This is a genomic window from Streptomyces sp. DF42 (assembly GCF_058267695.1).
In genome coordinates this window covers 826,318-845,961 of the sequence record NZ_CM177859.1, presented here as the reverse complement: position 1 = coordinate 845,961, position 19,644 = coordinate 826,318, and the positions used below count along the sequence as shown (strand labels likewise).

At 72.5% G+C, this 19,644-nt stretch carries 16 protein-coding genes and 3 pseudogenes; 7 read left to right on the top strand and 12 right to left on the bottom strand.

From position 1 onward, the window contains the following. Window positions 1-5: 5 nt before the first annotated feature. Complete coding sequence (locus ACYUED_RS04030) at window positions 6-242, bottom strand: hypothetical protein (RefSeq protein ID WP_491290941.1); 237 nt, start codon at window positions 240-242, stop codon at window positions 6-8. A gap of 67 nt (window positions 243-309) precedes the next feature. After that, window positions 310-786 carry an Lrp/AsnC family transcriptional regulator gene (locus ACYUED_RS04025; RefSeq protein WP_491290940.1) on the bottom strand — a complete coding sequence of 159 codons (477 nt, stop codon included), beginning with the start codon at window positions 784-786 and terminating at the stop codon, window positions 310-312. A gap of 206 nt (window positions 787-992) precedes the next feature. Between ACYUED_RS04025 and ACYUED_RS04020 the strand changes: the two are divergent. Further along, window positions 993-2,485: pseudogene (locus ACYUED_RS04020) on the top strand (FUSC family protein). 108 nt (window positions 2,486-2,593) lie between these two features. After that, window positions 2,594-3,628, top strand: a complete 1,035-nt coding sequence (locus ACYUED_RS04015) for a lactonase family protein (protein ID WP_491290939.1) — start codon at window positions 2,594-2,596, stop codon at window positions 3,626-3,628. Between the two features lie 433 nt (window positions 3,629-4,061). Here the strand turns inward: ACYUED_RS04015 and ACYUED_RS04010 are convergent, their stop codons facing one another. The 4 genes from ACYUED_RS04010 to ACYUED_RS03995 all read right to left on the bottom strand — a co-directional run bounded on the left by ACYUED_RS04010 (window position 4,062) and on the right by ACYUED_RS03995 (window position 7,966). Beyond that, a complete protein-coding gene (locus tag ACYUED_RS04010; protein ID WP_491290938.1) occupies window positions 4,062-4,985 on the bottom strand; it encodes a sirohydrochlorin chelatase in 924 nt (307 codons plus the stop codon). Window positions 4,986-5,080: 95 nt separating this feature from the next. Beyond that, window positions 5,081-6,064 (bottom strand): N-acetylglucosamine kinase, encoded by a 984-nt coding sequence (locus ACYUED_RS04005; RefSeq protein WP_491294836.1) that lies wholly within the window; start codon window positions 6,062-6,064, stop codon window positions 5,081-5,083. Between the two features lie 65 nt (window positions 6,065-6,129). Beyond that, window positions 6,130-6,807 carry a uracil-DNA glycosylase gene (locus ACYUED_RS04000; RefSeq protein ID WP_266526662.1) on the bottom strand — a complete coding sequence of 226 codons (678 nt, stop codon included), beginning with the start codon at window positions 6,805-6,807 and terminating at the stop codon, window positions 6,130-6,132. A 73-nt stretch (window positions 6,808-6,880) separates the two neighbouring features. Further along, window positions 6,881-7,966, bottom strand: coding sequence for a WD40/YVTN/BNR-like repeat-containing protein (locus ACYUED_RS03995; RefSeq protein ID WP_491290937.1), 1,086 nt, complete (start codon window positions 7,964-7,966; stop codon window positions 6,881-6,883). Window positions 7,967-8,245: 279 nt separating this feature from the next. On the opposite strand from ACYUED_RS03995, the gene ACYUED_RS03990 reads away from it, so the two are divergent. Both ACYUED_RS03990 and ACYUED_RS03985 read left to right on the top strand, forming a co-directional pair. After that, window positions 8,246-8,830 carry an Rv1733c family protein gene (locus ACYUED_RS03990; RefSeq protein ID WP_491290936.1) on the top strand — a complete coding sequence of 195 codons (585 nt, stop codon included), beginning with the start codon at window positions 8,246-8,248 and terminating at the stop codon, window positions 8,828-8,830. Window positions 8,831-9,057: 227 nt separating this feature from the next. Beyond that, a complete protein-coding gene (locus ACYUED_RS03985; RefSeq protein ID WP_491290935.1) occupies window positions 9,058-9,882 on the top strand; it encodes an MIP/aquaporin family protein in 825 nt (274 codons plus the stop codon). Between the two features lie 86 nt (window positions 9,883-9,968). Here the strand turns inward: ACYUED_RS03985 and ACYUED_RS03980 are convergent, their stop codons facing one another. The 3 genes from ACYUED_RS03980 to ACYUED_RS03970 form a co-directional block, all read right to left on the bottom strand. Further along, window positions 9,969-11,849, bottom strand: a complete 1,881-nt coding sequence (locus tag ACYUED_RS03980) for a phospholipase C (RefSeq protein WP_491290934.1) — start codon at window positions 11,847-11,849, stop codon at window positions 9,969-9,971. A 198-nt stretch (window positions 11,850-12,047) separates the two neighbouring features. Continuing rightward, entirely contained in the window at window positions 12,048-13,271 is a 1,224-nt protein-coding gene (gene efeB / locus ACYUED_RS03975; RefSeq protein WP_491290933.1) for an iron uptake transporter deferrochelatase/peroxidase subunit, read from the bottom strand. Next, a complete protein-coding gene (locus tag ACYUED_RS03970) occupies window positions 13,268-14,524 on the bottom strand; it encodes an EfeM/EfeO family lipoprotein (RefSeq protein ID WP_491290932.1) in 1,257 nt (418 codons plus the stop codon). The genes efeB and ACYUED_RS03970 overlap by 4 nt, the downstream gene beginning before the upstream one ends. Window positions 14,525-14,725: 201 nt before the next feature. On the opposite strand from ACYUED_RS03970, the gene ACYUED_RS03965 reads away from it, so the two are divergent. Further along, entirely contained in the window at window positions 14,726-14,947 is a 222-nt protein-coding gene (locus ACYUED_RS03965; protein ID WP_491290931.1) for a hypothetical protein, read from the top strand. A gap of 344 nt (window positions 14,948-15,291) precedes the next feature. On the opposite strand, the gene ACYUED_RS03960 is transcribed toward ACYUED_RS03965, so the two are convergent. Then, entirely contained in the window at window positions 15,292-16,959 is a 1,668-nt protein-coding gene (locus ACYUED_RS03960; protein ID WP_491290930.1) for an acyl-CoA dehydrogenase family protein, read from the bottom strand. Window positions 16,960-17,081: 122 nt separating this feature from the next. Between ACYUED_RS03960 and ACYUED_RS03955 the strand changes: the two genes are divergently transcribed. Then, window positions 17,082-17,828, top strand: coding sequence for a PaaX family transcriptional regulator C-terminal domain-containing protein (locus tag ACYUED_RS03955; protein WP_491290929.1), 747 nt, complete (start codon window positions 17,082-17,084; stop codon window positions 17,826-17,828). An 83-nt stretch (window positions 17,829-17,911) separates the two neighbouring features. On the opposite strand, the pseudogene ACYUED_RS03950 reads toward ACYUED_RS03955, so the two are convergent. Beyond that, window positions 17,912-18,148: pseudogene (locus ACYUED_RS03950) on the bottom strand (oxidoreductase); the annotation flags it as partial. Here ACYUED_RS03950 and ACYUED_RS03945 point away from each other — a divergent pair. Then, a pseudogene (locus ACYUED_RS03945) lies at window positions 18,137-18,328 on the top strand (helix-turn-helix domain-containing protein); the annotation flags it as partial. The pseudogenes ACYUED_RS03950 and ACYUED_RS03945 overlap by 12 nt on opposite strands. Here the strand turns inward: ACYUED_RS03945 and ACYUED_RS03940 are convergent. Then, window positions 18,251-19,636: a nucleobase:cation symporter-2 family protein gene (locus ACYUED_RS03940; RefSeq protein ID WP_491290928.1), complete on the bottom strand. Its 1,386-nt coding sequence runs from the start codon at window positions 19,634-19,636 to the stop codon at window positions 18,251-18,253. The pseudogene ACYUED_RS03945 and the gene ACYUED_RS03940 overlap by 78 nt on opposite strands. Window positions 19,637-19,644 lie beyond the last annotated feature (8 nt).

The following is a 19,644-nucleotide window of genomic DNA, read 5'->3' as shown; positions in this document are numbered from 1 at the left end:
GGCATTCAGCAGGCGCCGATGAACGGGCGGTGCCCCGGGCGGGGGACGGGGCACCGCCCGTTCATCGACGCAGGGACCCGGTCCCGCGACCCGGCCGGGTCGATCACCGCGTCGATCTCGAACGCGGCCGCCGCGTTGACCGCCTTCCCGCGCTCCTGCAACTCGGCGACCCGCTCTTCGAAGACGCGGGCCCGCCCGGCCGGGCCCGCGATCGCCTCCAGCACTGCGAGAATGCGCCGCACGCAGTCAAGTCGCTGCCGCACCCGGTCAAGTCCGTGCCGCACCCGGTCAAGTCCGTGCCGTGCGCCGTCACTTCCGTGCCGCCCGCCCGATCGACTCAACCAGCGGCAGCAGCCGCTGCGGGACGCGCTCGCGCAGGGCCACCTCGGTGCGGGTGCGGACGACGCCGGGCAGGCTGATCAACTTCTGGATCACGTCCTCCAGATGGGCGTTGTCGCGTGCCACGACCCGGGTCAGCAGATCCCCGCCGCCCGTGATCGAGAAGGCCTCCACGATCTCGGGCACGGCGGCCAGCGCGTCCCCCACGTCGTCCAGATTCCCCTGGGTGACCTCGATGTGCACGAACGCGAGCACCGGGTGCCCTAGCGCGGCCGGCGAGAGCGTCGGGCCCGTGCCGGTGATCACGCCGTCCCGTTCCAGCCGGTCGAGGCGGGCCTGCAGGGTGCCGCGGGCGACGCCGAGGACACGGGCGTACTCGCGCACGCTGGTGCGCGGCCGCTCCATCAGCAGCCGCAGGATGCGGGTGTCGAGTTCGTCGACGGCCATGGTGCCCGGCCTCCTCGTCCATGGACCGATGGCCCGCCCATGGACGGGCCAGGACCGATATGTCTGTGCCAATGGTCCAGCATATTGGGCGGCACTTGAGCCAGCCGCAGTCTTGATGCTGCAATGAACACGTCGATGGCGCTGCGGATCCCGCGGCGCCTTTTTCATGCCGTTGTCCAGTCGCGGTCCGAGGGGCGGGGAAAGCAGTGCTGAAGAGGGTGTTCGTGGCTCCGGACCCGGGGCGCGCACGGCTGCGTTTCGCCGCGCGGGCCGTACTCGGCATCGGACTCGCGGTCGTCGTCTGCGGCCTGGCCGGACTCTCCCTTGCCGGGGCCGTCACCGGCGGCCTCGCCGCGCTGCTCGCCCTGTTCACCGTCTCCGACGCCACGGTCCGGGGGCAGGCCGTCACCACCGCGCTGCTGCCCGCCGTCGGTCTGCCCGTGCTCACCGCCGCGGCCCAGCTGCACGACCATCCCGTGGCCCGCGACCTCACCTTCCTCACCGTCATCGGCGTGGGCGTGTACGCGCGCCGCTGGGGCACGCGCGGGCACAGCCTCGGCGTCTTCGCGTTCATGACCTTCTTCGTGGCGCAGTTCCTGCACGCGACCACGGACCGGCTGCCCGAGCTGTACGCCGCCGTGATCCTGTCCGTGCTCACCGCATCCGCCGTGCGGTTCGGCCTGTGGTGCTACGAGGCCCAGCTGCCCCCGGCGCCGGTGCCCGCCCCGCCCGCCGGCACCGGCCTGGCCCGCGTCACCACGCGCCAGGCCTTCCAGGCCACCGCCGGCGCGGGCTTCGCCCTCGTCGTGGGCCAGCTGGTGTCAGGACAGCGCTGGTACTGGGCCGTCGGCGCCACCTGGTGGATCTTCGTCAACACCGCCTCGCGCGGCGAGACCCTGGTCCGGGGATTCCGCCGGGTCCTCGGCACGGTGATCGGCATAGGCCTCGGCCTGTTGCTCGCCGTCCCCGTGCACGGAGCGGCCGCGCCCACCGCCGTACTCCTCGCCGTCTGCGTTTTCGGCATCTTCTACACGGCCGCGGTGTCGTACACGTGGATGATGCTCTCGGTCACGCTCCTCGCCGAACTCCTCTACGGCCTCCTGGGCGTGCTGAACCCCGCCCTGCTCGCGCTGCGTCTCGCCGAGACGGGAGTCGGCGCGCTCGGTGCCGCACTCGCCGTGCTCTTCGTCCTGCCGGTCACCACGCACACCGTCACCGACGTCTGGATCCAGCGCGCCCTGCGCTGCGTCCACGCGTGCACGGCGGAGGCGGCCGCGCGCCTGGCCGGTTCCGCGACGGCCGACCCGGCGCCACGGGTCGCGGAACTGGACCAGTTGCTGGGCCGCGTGCGGTGCTCGGTCGCACCCCTGGTCCACCCCCTCAACCCGATGCTCGGCCGCAAGCGACGCGCCCGCCGCGTACTCGCTCTCCTCGACGACTGCGCCCGCGAGACCCGGGGCCTGGTCGCCGTCGCCGCCGACCCGGAGGCCTCCCACGACGCCCGCCTGGCAGCCGCCTGCTGGCGTGTGGAGTCCGCGGTCCAGGCGCTGACGGGTGGCGCCGGCAACCACGTCACCGCCACCACCGACGCGCCTGCCGCCGAACCCGCCCTGGCCCATTGCACGGCCTGGAACGGGCGCTCATGGAACTCGCCACCCCCCTGCGGACGCCGTCGGGCTCGCCGCTCGTGGGTACGTGAATCACCGACCGGCGATTGCGGCCCGGTCACATCCACCAGATGTGGTCTAGACCGCTATTGATCGACTGCTAACGTCGCCCCGACGCACAGGACCGAGAGGGGACAGCGGTGACAGACGGCGGCGGGCGGCAACGGCGGGCCTTCATCGGGTCGTTCACGGCGGCGGGAGGCAGCGGGATCGTGACGGCGGCCGTGGCCGCGGGCAGTGGCGCCCTGACCGCCCTGAGCAGCGTGGACGGCGTGCCCGACCCCTCGTACCTGGCGCTGGCGCCGGACGCGCGGACCCTCTACGCGGTCAGCGAGACGGCTGAGGGCGCGGTGGCCGCGTACCGGGTCACGGGGGACCGGCCGGAGAGGTCCGGTGCACCGGTGCCGGTCGGCGGCAGCGGCCCCACGCACCTGAGCGTCCACGACGGCCACGTCCTGACCGCCAACTACGGCTCCGGCAGTGTCACCGCCGTGCCCGTCCGTTCCGACGGCACCCTCGCGGGCGCCGCCTCCGACGTCTTCCAGCACCGGGGCTCGGGCCCGCACACCCAGCGCCAGCAGGGGCCGCACGCTCACCAGGTGCAGTCCGACCCGAGCGGGCGGTGGGCCGTCAGCGTCGACCTCGGCACGGACTCGGTCCGGGTGTGCACCCTGACGGACGGCCGCCTCGAACTGCACCGGGAGGTCGCCCTGCGCCCCGGCTGCGGACCCCGCCACCTGGCCTTCCACCCGGCCGGCACGCACGCGTACGTGCTCAACGAGCTGACGCCGACCGTCACCGTCTGCCGCTGGGACGCCGCCGCCGGCACCCTGGAGCCGCTGACCGAGCGCCATGTGCTGCCCGACGGCCCGGCCGGCGACGCCTATCCGTCCGGCATCGTCGCCGCGCCCGACGGCCGCTTCGTGTGGACCGCCACCCGCGGTGAGGACGTACTGTCCACGTTCGCCGTCGAGGGGGACGAACTGCGGCTGGTCGGCACGGTCCCCTGCGGCGGCCACTGGCCCCGCGCGATCGCCGAGTCGGCGGGATTCCTCTACGTCGCGAACGAGCGCTCCGGCGAGGTGGCCTGGTTCGCCGTCGACCCCGGCACGGGCCTGCCGCGCTACGAGGGCGCGCTCACGGCCCCCGCCGCGTCCTGCGTGGTGTTCGGCTGACGGGCGAGGCCGTATGCCGAGGGGCCCGCTCCGGTGGATGGGGCGGGCCTGTCGGTGTCCGTCGGGTGGTGCGGTGCGTGTGGGTGGACCGGTGGGCCCTGTGGCTGGGGTGGGGCGATGGCCGGTGGTGCGGGCTTGCTCATGGTCCCGGCCGCGTCCTGCGTGGTGTTCGGCTGACGGGCGAGGGGCCGTATGCCGAAGGGCCCGCTCCGGTGGATGGGGCGGGCCTGTCGGTGTCCGTCGGGTGGTGCGGTGCGTGTGGGTGGACCGGTGGGCCCTGTGGCTGGGGTGGGGCGATGGCCGGTGGTGCGGGCTTGCTCATGGTCCCGGCCGCGTCCTGCGTGGTGTTCGGCTGACGGGCGAGGGGCCGTATGCCGAAGGGCCCGCTCCGGTGGGCGGGCCCTTCGGCGTCCGTACGGTGGTGCGGTGCGCGTCAGCGGACCGGCGCGCCCTGCGGCTGCGGCGGGGCGATGCCCAGCGCCGTCGTGTACTTGGCCAGCGCGAGTTTGCCGATCGCAGGGTAGGGGCCGAGCGCCTCGGCGGCCGGGCAGCCCGCCTCCTTGGCCGCCTCCTCGATCAGGCCCGCGTCGATCTCCGGCCCTATCAGATACGGCGCGAGGGCCAGCTGCTGCGAGCCCGAGGCCCGCAACTGCTCGGCGATGGCCGCGATCGAGCCGTCCTGGTCCAGCGCCGCCGCCATCACCGGCACGGCGAGACGCGCGGCGAGCAGCATGCCGGTGATCCCGGCTGCCTGAACTGCCTCGTCACCGCCCACCGAAGCCAGGATGATGCCGTCCGCGGCGGTCGCCACGGTGAACAGCCGGGCCCGGTCCGCGCGGGCCAGACCGGCCTCCGAAAGACGCACGTGCAGCGCCTCGGCGAGCAGCGGGTGCGGGCCCAGCACATCGGTCAGATCGGCCGCGACGCGGCTGTCCATCACGGCCTGGCGGATACGGCGCAGCAGCGCGCCGTCCGGGCCGGCCAGCAGCGGCACGACGACGGCGACGGGGCCCTCCGGCTCCTTGACGTCCAGACCGGCAGCCCTGGCGTGCTCGAAGCGTGCCGCACGCTCCTCGGCGGCGTGCGCGAGCACGGCCTGGAGCGCGGGGAACTCCGCCTCGTCCCCGTCGAGGTACCCGATCCGCGCGTCCAGACCGGGGAGCTCGGAGCGGGCGATGCTCACGACCTCCTCGGCGAGGCTGCGCGTGGCGGCGCCGGGAGTGCCCGGTACCGCGAGGACGAGCGCGGGCGCGCCCTCGGGAGCCGCCAACGGCTCGGGTCGGCGGTGCCGCCCGGGCTGGCGAGGTCGCGGCATTCGTACTGGCAGGCCGGACGCGGGCCCAGTGGGGGAGCTCATGGCGACGCATGTTACTGGCTTCACGGGCTCCCCTGTTCGGGGAGGGTGCAGGTGAGCGGTATCCGTCCGCTTTTGTCTGATGAGTTACGTACGGTTCAGACGCGATTGGCGTCCCGGGAGCGGTTCCCCGTCCCGCTCACCACACACAGCATCGCCTCATCACCCGGGAGAGTGAGCACCCCGGCCGCGAGATCGTCGGCCATCCGCACCGAGCCCGCCAGGGGATCACCGGCGGCCGGCACCAGCGCAGCGTGCGGCAGCCGCCGCGACAACTCCTCCTTCAGCGGGACGAGCAGCGGGTCGCCCATCCTGAACAGGCCGCCCGTGACGGCCACCCGGGGCTCTCCCGCGGCCGGGCAGACCGCGGCCGCCGACTCGGCCATGTGCCCGGCCGCCGCCCGGAGGATGCCCGCGGCGACCGGATCGCCGTCGGCGCAGGCGGCCACGTGGGGCGCGAAGGAGGCGAGGACCGCAGGACGGTCCTGGCGCGGGTAGAGCCTGCCCGGCAGCCCCGGCATCGGGCCGAACATCTCCTCGGCGCGGGCCAGCAGCCCGGCCGAACCGCCCGGACGCCCGTCGTACGCCCGTAGAGCCGCCTCCAGCCCGGCCCGCCCGATCCAGGCACCGCTGCCGCAGTCGCCCAGCAGATGACCCCAGCCGTCCGCACGGCGCCAGCGCGCGAGGTCCGTGCCGACGGCGATCAGACCCGTACCGGCGGCGACCACGGCACCGGGCCGTGGCCCGAGGGCGCCCACATAGGCGGTGACGGCGTCGGCGGCGAGGGCGACGGCACGGACGCCGAACTCCCGTCCCAGGGCACCGGGGAGTTCGGCCCGCAGGGCGTCACCCAGCGTGGCGAGCCCGGCGGCACCCACGACGGCCGCACTCAGCGCGGAAACACCGGTCTCCTCCGTCAACGCCCGCACCATCGGCGCCAGTTGGGCCATGAGATGCCCGGGGTCGATGCCCCGGGCTCCGGTGCGCACCGGCTCCCGCGTCTCCCGCTCCGCGAGCAGACCACGCTCCGTGTTCTTGACGACGACGCGCAGTCCGGAGCCGCCGGAGTCGACCGCGAGGATCCCTGTCGTGCCCGCCCGCGCTCTGTTGCCCTCCGCGTCCGTACCCGACCCGTCCTCCGCGCCGGTCACGGCAGGCGCCAGTCCACCGGCTGTCCACCCTGTCCGACCAGCAGGTCGTTGGCCCGGCTGAACGGGCGCGAGCCGAAGAAGCCGCGGTCGGCCGACATGGGGGAGGGGTGGGAGGACTCCACGGACGGGAGGCTGCCCAGCAGCGGGCGCAGATTGCGGGCGTCCCGGCCCCACAGGACGGACACCAGGGGCTTCCCGCGCCCGGCCAGGGCACGGATGGCCTGCTCGGTGACCTCCTCCCAGCCCTTGCCGCGGTGCGCGGCGGGCTTGCGCGGCGCGGTGGTCAGCGCCCTGTTGAGCAGCAGCACACCCTGCTGCGTCCACGGCGTCAGGTCGCCGTTGGACGGCTGCGCGAGTCCCAGGTCGGTGTTCAGCTCGCGGAAGATGTTGAGGAGACTTCCGGGCAGCGGACGCACCTCGGGCGCCACCGAGAACGACAGCCCCACCGCGTGCCCCGGCGTCGGATACGGGTCCTGACCGACGATCAGGACCCGTACGTCGTCGAAGGGTTGCTGGAAGGCCCGCAGAACATTCGCGCCGGCCGGAAGATAGGTTCTCCCGGCGGCGATCTCCGCGCGCAGGAAGTCCCCCATCTCGGCGATGCGTCCGGCGACGGGTTCCAGGGCCTTCGCCCAGCCCGCTTCGACGATTTCATGCAACGGTCGTGGTGCCACGGGCGTCACCCTACTGCCGTACGGGCAGCGGAGATCAACCAGTGGCCAAGGCCGCGCGGTCCCCCCGTGGAACTCATCCGACCACGGCCGCCCGCACGCACAGCACGTCCGGCAGATGGGACGCCAACTGCCGCCAGCTGTCGCCGTCGTCGGCCGAGGCGTACACCTCGCCGTTGCGGTTGCCGAAGTACACGCCCGCCGGGTCGGCGCCGTCGGTGCACATCGCGTCGCGCAGCACCGTCCCGTAGTGGTCCTCCTGCGGCAGGCCCGCCGTCAGCGGCTCCCAGCTCTTGCCCGCGTCGGCGGTGCGGAACACCCGGCACCGGTGGTCGGCGGGCACCCGGTCCGCGTCCGCGTTGATCGGGAACACGTACGCCGTGTCGCCGCGGTGGGGATGCGTGGCCGCCGCGAAGCCGAACGTGGACGGCAGTCCCTCGCCGATGTCTGTCCAGTGCGCGCCCGCGTCGTCGCTTCTGTACACCCCCCAGTGGTTCTGCAGATACAGCCGGTCCGGGTTCGCCGCGTCCCGTGCGACCTTGTGCACGCACTGCCCGAACTCCGGGTTCGGATCGGGCAGGAACACCGCGGAGACACCCGAGTTGGAGGGTGCCCAGCTCGCGCCGCCGTCCGAGGTGCGGAACACCCCGGCGGTCGAGACCGCGACCGTCACGGCCTGCGGGTCACGCCGGTCGGTGAGCACGGTGTGCAGGCCCTCACCGCCGCCGCCCGGGACCCACTTCGAGCGGGTGGGGTGCTCCCAGAGCGGGCGGACCAGCTCGAAGGTCTCCCCGCGGTCCTCGGAGCGGTACAGCGCGGCCGGCTCCGTGCCCGCGTACACCACGTCCTCTTCCGCGGCCGCCGGGTGGAGCTGCCACACCCGCTCCAGCGAAGCCCCCGTGTCCTGGGGGAACTTGACGGCCGGCCGGGCCGGTTCGGTCCAGGTGCGGCCCAGGTCGTCGGAGTGGAAGACGGACGGCCCCCAGTGGGCGCTGTCACCGCCGGCCAGTAGACGCGGCCGGTCGCCGCGGGTGTCGACGGCGACCGAGTACACCGCCTGTGCGTTGAAGTAAGGACTGTCGTCGAACTCCCATGTGCCACCGCGCCGACGCCCGATGAACAGGCCTTTGCGCGTGCCCACGGCGAGCAGTACCTCGGTCATGCCGAACACCTCCGCTGTGTATGTGCGGCTTTGCCCCAGACACCGGCCAGTCTGCACCCCGCCACTGACAGTCACCTCTGGAGTCGCGGTCACCGCAGGTCAGGGCGGCGGAGCCGGGTTGAGGCGGCGACAACCGGCCGCGTTCACGAGGACGTCTGTGCGAGCAGGGGACACATGGGACCGTCGAGTCGGGGGACTCGACCTGAGCATCCAGCGGCCTTGGCCCGTATGGGATGGAGGTCGGGGGATGGTCGTGCGCGCAGGAGGAGGAAGCCTTCGATGGCGTTCCGTGGTCCGAAGGTGTGGCTGTGGCGCTGGCGGCGCAACCCGCTCAGGCGTCGAGCCGACGCGGTGGAGGCGTGGGTCGTGCTCGGTGCCTGGCTGGTCACCGTCCTGGCGGGCGTGCTCGCAGGTCTCACGGCCACCGGGGCCGTCGAGGACGGGCTGGCCCGCGAGCGCGTCGAGTGGCGGCAGGTCGCGGCACGGCTCACGGAGAAGGCCCCGGGAACGACGTCCGGCCACTCCGCCACGTCGAGCGGCGAGAAGGTGTGGGGGAAGGTGCGCTGGACCGTGCCGAACGGCACCACGCACACGGGTCAGGTCCGGGTCCGCCCCGGCAGCAGCGCCGGCGCGGCGGTCACCATCTGGACCGATCCGCAGGGCCATCTGGTCTCCAGGCCCGCCACCGCCTCGCAGGCCCAGCTGCGGTCCTCGCTGATCGGCGCCCTGGTGGGCGTGAGCGCCGCCGCGGTGCCCTTCGTCGGCGGTCGGCTCCTGTGCGGCCGTCTGGAACGCCGCCGCATGGCGCAGTGGGACACGGAGTGGGCCCGCTTCGGCCCGCTGTGGGGCCGCAAGACGAGCTGACGCCGGCTGCGGCACCCACCTGACGATGGCACGGCGGCACCGCGTCGCGCTGCGGGCTGACGGCCCGTGTGCCATCGTCTTAGTGATGTCTCGAGTCGGCGCCCGCGGGTGCCGACTCCAGGGCGGAAGAGGTAGCGGTTACTCCAGTTGATGCTGGGCCCCTGGACGCCTCGCGTCGGACAACTACCCTCGCGAACACAACCATTTCTGGCGGAAGGCGGTGCCTCATGGCGGAGCAGACGTCCAGAAGAGGACTGGTCGGCGAACTGTCGGCGGAGTTCCTCGGCACCATGATCCTGATTCTCTTCGGCTGCGGTGTGGTGGCCCAGGTGGTGGCCGCCGGTCTCGGTGACCACGACAGCATCGCCTGGGCCTGGGGCTTCGGCGTCACGCTCGGCGTGTACGTCGCCGCCCGTCTCAGCGGTGCCCATCTCAACCCGGCCGTCACCCTGGCCCTGGCCTGCTTCAAGGGCTTCCCGTGGAAGAAGGTCGCGCCGTACGTGGTGGCACAGACCGTGGGTGCCTTCGTGGCCGCGCTGTTGGTGCGCTGGAACTACTCCGAGGTCCTGGCCAAGGTCGACCCCGGCCACACCATCAAGACCCAGTTCGTCTTCTCCACACTCCCGGGCAACGGTGTCCTGCCGGTGAGCGAGTGGGGCGCCCTCCGCGACCAGGTGATCGGCACCGCGATCCTGGTGCTGCTCATCTTCGCGATCACCGACGTGCTCAACACCCCGCCCGGCGCCAACATGGCCCCGCTCATCATCGGCTTCCTGGTCGTGGCGATCGGCATGGCCTGGGGCAGCGACGCCGGATACGCCATCAACCCGGCCCGTGACTTGGGGCCGAGGCTCGCCAGCTACCTCACCGGGTACAGCACGGCCTGGCGGGATCAGTACGGCAACATCTACTTCTGGGTGCCGATCGTCGGGCCCCTGATCGGCGGCGTGGTCGGTGCCGCCATCTACAAGCTGTTCATCACGCCGTATCTGACGGGCGAGGAGCCACAGGAGCCCGGCCGGGTGCCGACGCCGGAGGGCGAGACCAAGTAGCTTCGAGTAGCTCCGACAGGTGCGGACGGGCCGCGGGCGAAGTGCCCGAGGCCCGTCCGATGTGGGTAGCCCGTCCGACGCGGGCCCTAGCGGGCCGCGGTCGGCTGCCCCGTGCGCCGCCCGCGGCGGTGCAGGGCGAACGCGGTGCCGGTCGCGCCGGCCGTGAGGAGACCGGCGGCGACGGCGATCGGCAGCGCAGGGGAGGCGGAGCCCGCGTCGGCCACGTTCTGCGCCCTCAGGTCCTGGACGTAGGGCGGATAGGCGCCGTGGGCCGAGGTGCTGGTGGCCGTCCCGCTGTGGTGCGGGATGCCCTTCACCGACTTGACCGAGCCGTCCGTGTTCAGCAGCACCTGCTTGTTGTTGGGGTGCCGGAAGTCGAACAGGCCCGTCAGGGAGCCGGCGCGCTGGTCGAAGGAGGCGCCACCGACGCGGCCGGTGTGCCAGTTGTTCTCGATGAACCTGGTGATCGACGCCTGCTCGGTGCGGGTGTGATCGACCGCGTTGACCTTGCTGTACGGGGAGACGACCAGCAGCGGCTGCCGGGTGCCGGGGCCGCAGCGGTCCGCGTAGCCCCCGGCCGCGGCCGGCCCGGACTGGCAGGCCGGGCCGTCGAGGGCCTTGCCGTTGGATCCGGCGGTTGAGTTCTTGGAGCCGTTGAGCACCTTGGCGGCGACGTGGTCGTACCAGCCGTCGGAGTCGTCGTAGGCGAGCACGACCGCGGTGGACTTCCACTCGGGCGACCGCTGCAGCGCGTTGATCTCCTTGATCAGGAAGTGCTGCTCGTCGGTCGGGTCCGAGTAGCCGGCGTGGCCGTCCTGGTACTCGGCCGCCTTCAGGAAGCTCACCGCGGGCAGGTTGCCCGCCTTGAGGGTCGCGTCGAAGTCCGCCAGGTCGTAATTGTGGTTGGCCCGGCCGTTGTGCCCGATCTCGGCGACGCTCTTCGGGGCCAGGTGGTGCGGGTTGGACGTCGACTTGTAGTACTCGAACGGCGAGTGGTGCGGGCTGTAGTCGACGGCCGCGGCGCCGCCGACGTTGGTGTGCGTGGTGTCGCACTTCGCGTGGCCGCCCTGCTTGCCGTCCCAGGCGGTGCTGGGCCGGAAGCCGCCCTGGAACCAGCCCCAGCTCACGCCCTTGGCGTTGAGCAGGTCACCGATGTTCTTGCCCTGCATCGACGCCAGCGCGCCGGTCGCGGTGTGGTCCTTGTCCGAGCAGTCGTCGTAGGCGGGGTCCGGGTCGTTGATGACCGTGCCCACGCCCTTGGCGTCGGGGGAGACGACGACGTACGGGTCCGGTGTCGAGGTCTGCTTCGGGTTCTCCGTGCCGGTGGCCGGGTCGACGGAGATCACGCCGTGGGTCTGGCCGGAGACCAGGTTGAGCGCACCGGGGGTGGAGGGCCCGTACACCGAGCTGAACGACTTGTCGTTCAGCGCGTAGTGCTGGGCGTAGTTCCACAGGGCCGTGACGGTGTTGCCGTCGTAGTAGTCCATCACCAGGCCGGGCTCGCCGAAGAGCCCGGTGCACTTGTTGACCTCGGTGTTCTCGACGTACTTGTCGGCCTTGCCGCCGTCGGCCGCGTACTGCTCGGGGCCGTAGGAGTGGTTCTGGTCGCAGGTCATGGCCTGCGAGCCGGCGAGACGCTTCGGCTTGTAGAGGTTCGGGTTCTTCTTCAGCAGCCCGGAGTTGAGGAGGTTGTCGGCCTTCGGGGTGCGCGCCGCCGCCTTGAAGGCAGTGCCGTCGGTGTTGGCGGCCTTCGGATACGTGGCGAAGTAGTGGTCGAACGAGACGTTCTCGCCGTAGATCACCACCAGGTGCTTGATCGGGGTCGCGGTGTGCGTGCCGGAGTGGCCGTGGCCGGCGGCGGAGGCCGGTACGGCCCCGCCCGCGCTCGCCAGGGCGGCCGCGCCGAGCAGGGCACCCGCACGGGTCAACCCGCGCCACGCCCTTGAGGTTCTGCCTGTGCCGATCATGCTGTCTCGCCTTCCGAGAGCACTGCGTCCACTGAATTCCGTCGCCACGGCATATCCGTGGCCAGGACATCTACGGCTCGATCCTGGGCAATGGTGACGGCGGGGCGGAGGAGGGGCAATGACGGCTCAGCGAATGTTCGGTCAGGAAATGCTCATCGTATTTTGGTGCGCTCTTGACCGGTATTCGGACGGGCGGCTTCAGGCCAGAAGTGCGCGCCCCAGCCAGTCGGAGCCGTCCCGCACGCCTGGCAGGGCGAAGAAGTAGCCGCCGCCGAACGGGGAGATGTAGTCGACCAGCGGCTCGCCGGCCAGCCGTTTCTGCGCGGCCTCGAACTGGCGGGCGAGGTCCTGCTGGTAGCTGCAGAACAGCAGTCCCATGTCGAGGTTGCCGTTGCTGTCCGTGCCGCGGTCGTAGTTGTAGCCACGGCGCAGGATGCGCTGCTCGTCGGTGGCGGTGGTGCGCGGGTTGGCCAGCCGGATGTGGCTGTCCAGGGGGATCACGTCGCCCTGGGGGTCCTGCGGATAGTTGGGAGTGTCCTTCTCGTGGCGTCCGTCCAGGGGCGCGCCGGTGTCCCGGGCGCGGCCGAACATCCGCTCCTGCTCGGTGATCGAGACACGGTCCCAGAACTCCACCAGCATGCGGATCAGCCGTACGACCTGATAGCTGCCGCCGACCGTCCAGTCCGGCTCGCCCGCGCCGCCGCCCACCCACACCAGGCGGTCCATCGCGCGGGCGTCGCGCACGTCGGGGTTGGCGATGCCGTCCTTGAACCCCATGTGGTTGCGGGGCGCGCCCGAGGGACGGGGCGGGCTGATGAAGCCGTCCATGCGCCAGCGCACCTGCATACCGCCGCGGGTGTGCCGGGTGATGTCGCGCAGGGCGTGCAGCACCGTGTCCGTGTGGGCGGCGCACAGCTGCACGCTCAGATCGCCGTGGCACCAGGCGGCGTCGAGGTCGTCGTCGGGGAACGACGGCATCGCGGTCAGCCGGTGGGGTCTGCGGGCGGCCAGGCCGTAGCGCTCGTCGAAGAGGGAGGCGCCGGCACCGACGGTGACGGTCAGCGCGTCCGCGGGGACGTCGGGGCCGAGGGTGCCGGAGTCGACGGGCGGGGCGGTGATGCCCAGCTCGTCCTGGCTGTGGCCGGCGGTGAGGTACCGGGCCCGGTCGGTGAGCGTGCGCAGCAGGTCGGCCAGCTCGCGACGGCTCTCGGTGGTCGTGTCGAAGGACACGAAGGCCGTGGCGCGCTGAGCCGGGGTGAGGATGCCCGCCTGGTGCCGGCCGTGGAAGGCCACCCGCGCACTCTCGCGGGACTGCGCGGCGGCGGACGCGGCCGGGTGGTCCGCGGCCACGAGTCCCGTCCCGGCCACGGCAGCGGCGCCGGCCAGGAAACCCCGGCGCCCGACGTCGTTCACCGGGTTCACGCGGTCCTCCGTACGTCGGTGAGAGCGGCCACGCCGGACAGCCGCTCGACCAGTTCGCCCAGGTCGGCGTCGACCTTCTCGCGCTGGGCGCGGGTCAGCCGGTCCAGGGGCGTCCAGTGACCGTCGTGGTCGAAGCCGTCGAGCGTGCGCCCGGTGCGGGCCATCCACGTGTCGACGCCGGACAGGCCGGTGTCGCGGGTCTTCAGCAGCGGACGCAGATATCCGAGGAGCACGCGGGTGCCGTCGAGGTTGGCGCGGGCGGTGGCCAGATTGGTGCCGCTGCCGTAGTCGGTACGGCCGGTCAGCTCGAACTGCACGGTGTTCTCCAGGATCTCGTGCGCGCGCAGACCGACGTCCCCCGGATCCATCCGCTGGTCGGGCCAGTCGTCGCGCACGGTGTGCACGGCCTCTGCGAGCCGGCCGGCCGGCCCGCGCAGGCGGCTCGCCGATTCGCCGTGCCACAGTCCGTACTCCACCCGGTGGAACCCCGCGAAGTCCGCGTCGTGCACTGCGCCGGACAGGCCCGCAGTGGTGCCGTTGATCGCCGCGTCCGCGTCGCCGAACGTGCCGTAGGCGGCACCCATCCGCTCGTACACCAGATGCGCGGTGAGCCAGTCCGCGCGCGCGGTCGTCAGATCCCCGCGGTCGATCGCGTCGCGCAGCGCGTCGGTCTTCCGCGCCAGCTCGACCGTGCGGGCCTGGATCCACTTCTGGTAGGCGAGCGTGGGCGGGATGAGCTCCTGCTGGGTCACCGGGACGGCGCCCGGACCGCCCTTCGCCGTCGCGCCGCCGATGCGCACGGTGGGTCCGGTGACCGCGTCGGCGTCGTCGGGCAGGCACTTGAAGGCGTAGGTGCCGTTGCCGAGGGTCACCCGTATCGGGCGCTCGGTGCCCGGCGCGAGTCCCTCGACCTCGCCGTAGACCGCGCCCGTCCTCGGGTCGGTCAGATAGACCTCGGCCGCTGTGCCGGAGCTGTTGCGCAGGTCGAAGACCTGGCGGCCGGGTTCGGGGTGGGTCCAGCCGTGGCCGCAGCCGGCGGAGGCGACCTCGACGGTGGTGTGCCGCAGACCGTCGGCCGGCCTCGCCGCGCGGGCGCCCCCGCCGGAACCCCCGGCCGCCAGAGCCCCGGCCACCACCGCGGTCGCGGCCACCAGCGCACCGCCCGCGACCAGCGCGGTGCGCCGCCGAGGCGGGCGGGGCGGGGGCGGGACGGGATCGGATGCGGCTTCGGCGCCGACCGCGGGATCGGGCATGCCGGGCCTCCTGGGAGTCGTACGAATGAGGCGGCGTCCAATGATCCTAAGCAGGCCGCGGGACCGCGACCGCGTTTCTGGCCTGCTCCTGACCAGAGGAAAAGCCAGAATTCGCCCGCGGTTCACCCACCGGCCCGACGGGCAACGGACGCCCACGGCAGCCGTCTCACGTGCGGCGATTCCGGGCGATCTGCCCGTGGCGTGGGGGAGGGGGACGGGGCGGCAAGGGCGAGTGCGGGTCGGGGCCGGCGCCGGTGGCACGGCCCCGGCTACGACGACTGGGCGCCTCACGACGCGGTGCCCTTCCTGGTCGAGGTGGAGGCCGAGGCGGGTCTGTCCGGTGAGGTCTTCGGGCGGATCGCGGTCGGGCGGAACAACATCTTCTGGTCGGCCGATCCGGCGGTCAGGAGGCGCCAGGTGTAGCGGGAGCGGGAGGCGCCATGCGATGCGGTCGCCGAGCGAGGCCGAACATGCCGCCCGTGGCTGCTCCGAGACGCCGGCCCGGGCGGGCGCGCCGTGGGCTCGGTCCGAGGCACTGGCCTCGGCGTCCGCCACCCGTCGGCACGCGCTCCCCAGGTACGGCGGCAGCATCACCATGCCGTGCCGCCGCGCGGGCAGGCGTGCCGCTGCACGGACGGCAGCGCGCGGGACGCAGTCGGCACCGACCTAAGCGCCCGTCCCCCGCCCCGTCTCCGCGTCACTCGCTGCGACGACGGCCGAGCCCGACCAGATCCGCAGGACGGGCTCGGGGTCGCGGCCTCAACGCCTCAACTCCCTTCCGGCAGCGCACGGTTCAGAACGGCGTCCAGGTCGACCGCGTCGGGCAGGGTGCCGAAGGCGTGTCCCCAGTCGCCGCCCAGCCGGGTCGCGCAGAAGGCGTCGGCGACCGCTGACGGGGCGTGCCGCACCAGGAGGGAGGCCTGCAGGGTCAGCGCCATCAGCTCCACCAGGCGGCGGGCGCCGGACTCGGAGCCGTTGGCCAACTGGCCTTCGAGCCGGACCACCGCGGCGTCCAGCCGGGAGTCCGCCCCCTGCGCGAGGGCGAGTTCGTCGAACAGGGCCTGTGCGCTACCGGGCTCCCGCCTCAACGCCCGGAGTACATCAAGGGCGTTGACGTTCCCGGAGCCCTCCCAGATCGACAGCAGCGGAGCCTCGCGGTAGTGCCGGGGCATGCCCGACTCCTCCACATAGCCGTTGCCGCCGAGGCACTCCAGGGCCTCGGCGGTGAAGGCGGGGCCCCGCTTGGTCACCCAGTACTTGCCGACGGCGGTCGCGATCCGCCGGAACGCCGCCTCACCCGCGTCCCCGCGCACCGCCCGGTCCGCGGCCCCCGCCAACCGAAGCGTCAGCGTCGTGGCCGCCTCCGACTCCAGCGCGAGGTCCGCCAGGACATTGCGCATCAGCGGCTGGTCCACCAACCGCGCCCCGAACGCGCTGCGGTGGCGCACATGGTGTCCCGCCTCGACGAGTGTCTTGCGCATCAGCGTGGCCGACATCATCACGCAGTCGAGTCGGGTGCAGTTGACCATCTCGATGATCGTCTTGACGCCCCGGCCCTCGGGCCCGACCAGCCAGGCCACGGTCCCGTCGAACTCCGGCTCGGAGGAGGCGTTGGACCGATTGCCCAGCTTGTCCTTGAGGCGCTGGATGCGGAAGGAGTTGCGGCTGCCGTCGGGCAGGATCCGCGGCACCAGGAAACACGAGAGCCCCTCCGGGGCCTGTGCCAGCACCAGGAACACGTCGCACATGGGCGCCGACGTGAACCACTTGTGGCCGCGCAGCGCGTACATGCCGGGCTCAGCGGTCGGCCAGGCCGTGGTGGTGTTCGTACGGACGTCGGAGCCGCCCTGCTTCTCGGTCATCCCCATGCCCGCGAGCAGGCCGCGCTTCTCCGTCGGTACCTTGAGCGCCGGCTCGTACTCCCTGCTGGTCAGCAGGGGTTCGTAGATCTTCGCCAGCTCCGGCTGGGTACGCAGGGCGGGGACGGCCGCGTACGTCATCGATGTGGGACAGCCGTGCCCGGCCTCGGTGTGCCCCCACACCAACCCGCCCGCGGTACGGGCGACATGGGCCCCCGGCCGGTCCTCCGCCCACGGTGCGGCGGCCAGGCCCTCGGCGACCGCGGCCCGCATCAGGTGGTGCCAGCTCGGGTGGAAGTCGACCTCGTCGACGCGGTTGCCGTAGCGGTCGTGCGTGCGCAGCACCGGCTCGTGGACATTGGCCAGCTCGGCCCACTCCTGTGCCTCCTCGCTCCCGGCCCGCAGCCCCAGCCGCCGGACGCCCTCCTCGGCCCATCCGGCACCCTCGCGGCGCAGCCCCTCCAGCAGAGCCGTGTCCTCGGAGGCGTCGTAGGGCGTCAGGGCGGGGGGCTGGTTGGTGACGTCGTGCGTGGCGTAGTGCTGCCGGGGCTGCGTGGACGCGGGTGTCGGAACCATGGCGTCATGTTGCATCTTTTCTGCGGTCGCAGCAATAGCGCAACAAGACGGTGCGTGTGAAGGTACGCAAGAAGGTGTGTATGAAAGAGCACAGGCCAGGAGCGCACGTAAGGTACGGGCTCATGCGGATGAACGTGTCAGTGCAGCCCGGCGAGGTCGACCTGCCGCCGCTCTCCGCGCGGTCGGTCGTCCTGAGCCTGCTCCTCGGCGCGCACCCGCCGGAGCTTCCGGTCAAGGAGCTCGTCCGAGCGGTGGAGCCCTTCGGCGTCGGCGGCTCCACACTGCGTGCCGCCCTCAGCCGGATGGTGGCCGCCGGTGACCTGCGCCGCACCGCCGCCGCCGTCTACGGACTCAGCGACCGTCTGCTGGCCCGCCAGCGCCGACAGGACGACGCGGTGGAGGCGCACGCGTGCGCATGGGACGGCCACTGGGAGATGGTGGTGATCACGGCGACGGGCCGCGGCGCCGCCGAACGTGCCGACCTGCGCGCCCGGTTGACCACCCTGCGGCTCGCGGAACTGCGCGAGGGCGTGTGGCTGCGCCCCGCCAACCTCAGCCGCACCCTGCCGGACGAGCTGGAGCAGGTGGCCCAGTCCTACACGGCCCGCCCCGACCGGCCCGCGGGCGAACTGGCCGCGCAGCTCTGGCCGTTGGGCGCCTGGGCCGCGACAGCCCGTGCCCTGCTCGCCCGGGTGGCGGAGGCGGACCGCCCGGCCGACCGTTTCACCGCCTTCGCCGCGGTCGTGCGCCACCTGCTCGCCGACCCCGTACTGCCCCCCGAACTCCTCCCCGCCGACTGGCCGGGCGAGGCCCTGCGCGCCGCGTACGCGGACTACCAGCGGCAGATCACCGGATCGATCGGCCACTGAATCGGGGTACCGAACAGAGCGGGGAGCGGGGTACGGGGGAAGGGCAGTCACATCGGACGTCGGCGCGACGGCGGTGAGTTGACTTACACCGACCGGTGGTACTGGACCGGAACCTGCACATCCGCGCCGAGTTCGCGCGCCGCATGCCGGGCCCACGAGGGGTTGCGCAGCAGTTCGCGGCCCAGGAGCACGGCGTCGGCCTCGTTGTTGGCGAGGATCTTCCCGGCCTGTTCGACGTCGGTGATCAGGCCCACCGCGGCGACCGGGAGGGCGGTCCCGGCCTTCACTCGGGCCGCGAACGGGACCTGGTGCCCGTCACCAAGTCCACGACCACGCACCACTTCCGGGTGCTGCGCGAGGCCGGGGTGATCCGGCAGATCTACCGGGGCACGGCCAAGATGAACGGCTTTCGCCGGGACGACCTAGACGATCTCTTCCCGGGACTTCTCGACACCCTGCTCGCCGCCGCCGCTCGGCAGGCCGCCCGCCTCGGCGGATGAAGTCGCCTTCGAGGGAAGGTGGTTGAAGAGCAGGTTCAGCACGATCGCCGTCAGGCAGCCCGCGCTGATGCCGCTGTTCATCACCGTCTGGAACCAGTCCGGGAACTTCGCGTAGACCGTCGGCACCCCCGCCGGCAGCATGCCCACGGCCACCGACACCGCCACGACAGTGAGGTTGTGGTTGTCCTTGAAGTCGACCTGGGCCAGGGTCCGCAGGCCGCTCGCGGCCACCGTCCCGAACATCACCAGACCCGCGCCACCCAGCACCGGCGCCGGTATCGCCGCGACCACCGCGCCCAGCTTGGGCAGCAGACCCAGCAGCACGAGGATGCCCCCCGCGGTGGCCACGACCCAGCGGCTGCGCACCCGCGTCATGCCGACGAGGCCGACATTCTGCGCGTACGCCGTGTACGGGAAGGTGTTGAAGACGCCGCCCAGGACCGTCGACAGACCGTCGGCGCGCAGCCCGTCCGCCAGGGAACGCGGCTCGACCTTCCGCCCGGTCATCTCGCCGACCGCGATCAGGTCGCCGGTGGTCTCCGTCATCGTCACCAGCGCCACCACCAGCATCGAGATGATCGCCGAGGCGTGGAAGGTGGGCGTGCCGAAGTGGAACGGCGTGCTGATGCCCAGCCAGTCGGCGCCGTCGACCCCGCCGAAGTCCGTGAACCCGAAGGGGATCGCCACCGCCAGGCCCACCACGATGCCGATCAGCACCGCGATCCGGCCGAGGAACGCCGGCGCGAACCGCTGCACACCCAGCACCACCGCCAGCACGAGGGCGGCCAGCGCCAGGTTCTTCGGCTCCCCGAAGTCCTTCGAACCGGCCCCGCCCGCGGCCCAGTTGCCCGCGACCGGCAGCAGCGAGATGCCGATGATCAGGATCACCGTGCCGGTGACCAGCGGCGGGAAGAAGCGCAGCAGCCTGCCGAAGACCGGCGCGAGCAGCACGATCGCGAGGCCTGCGACGATCACCGAGCCGTAGATGGCGGGCAGTCCGCCACCCGTCGTCCCGATGAGCACCATCGGCGACACCGCTGCGAACGTACAGCCCTGCATGATCGGCAGCCGCACGCCGAACCGCCAGAAGCCCACGCACTGGATGAGCGTGGCGATGCCGCAGACCAGCAGATCGGCCGTGATCAGATACGCCAGGTCCGCGGGCGACAGCTTCATCGCGCCGCCCACGATCAGCGGTACGGCCACCGCGCCCGCGTACATCGCGAGCACGTGCTGCAGACCGAAGGCGGCCAGTTGCCGTACGGGTGGGACCTCGTCGACCGGATGGACGGGGGCGGGCGTAGCCATGGGCACTC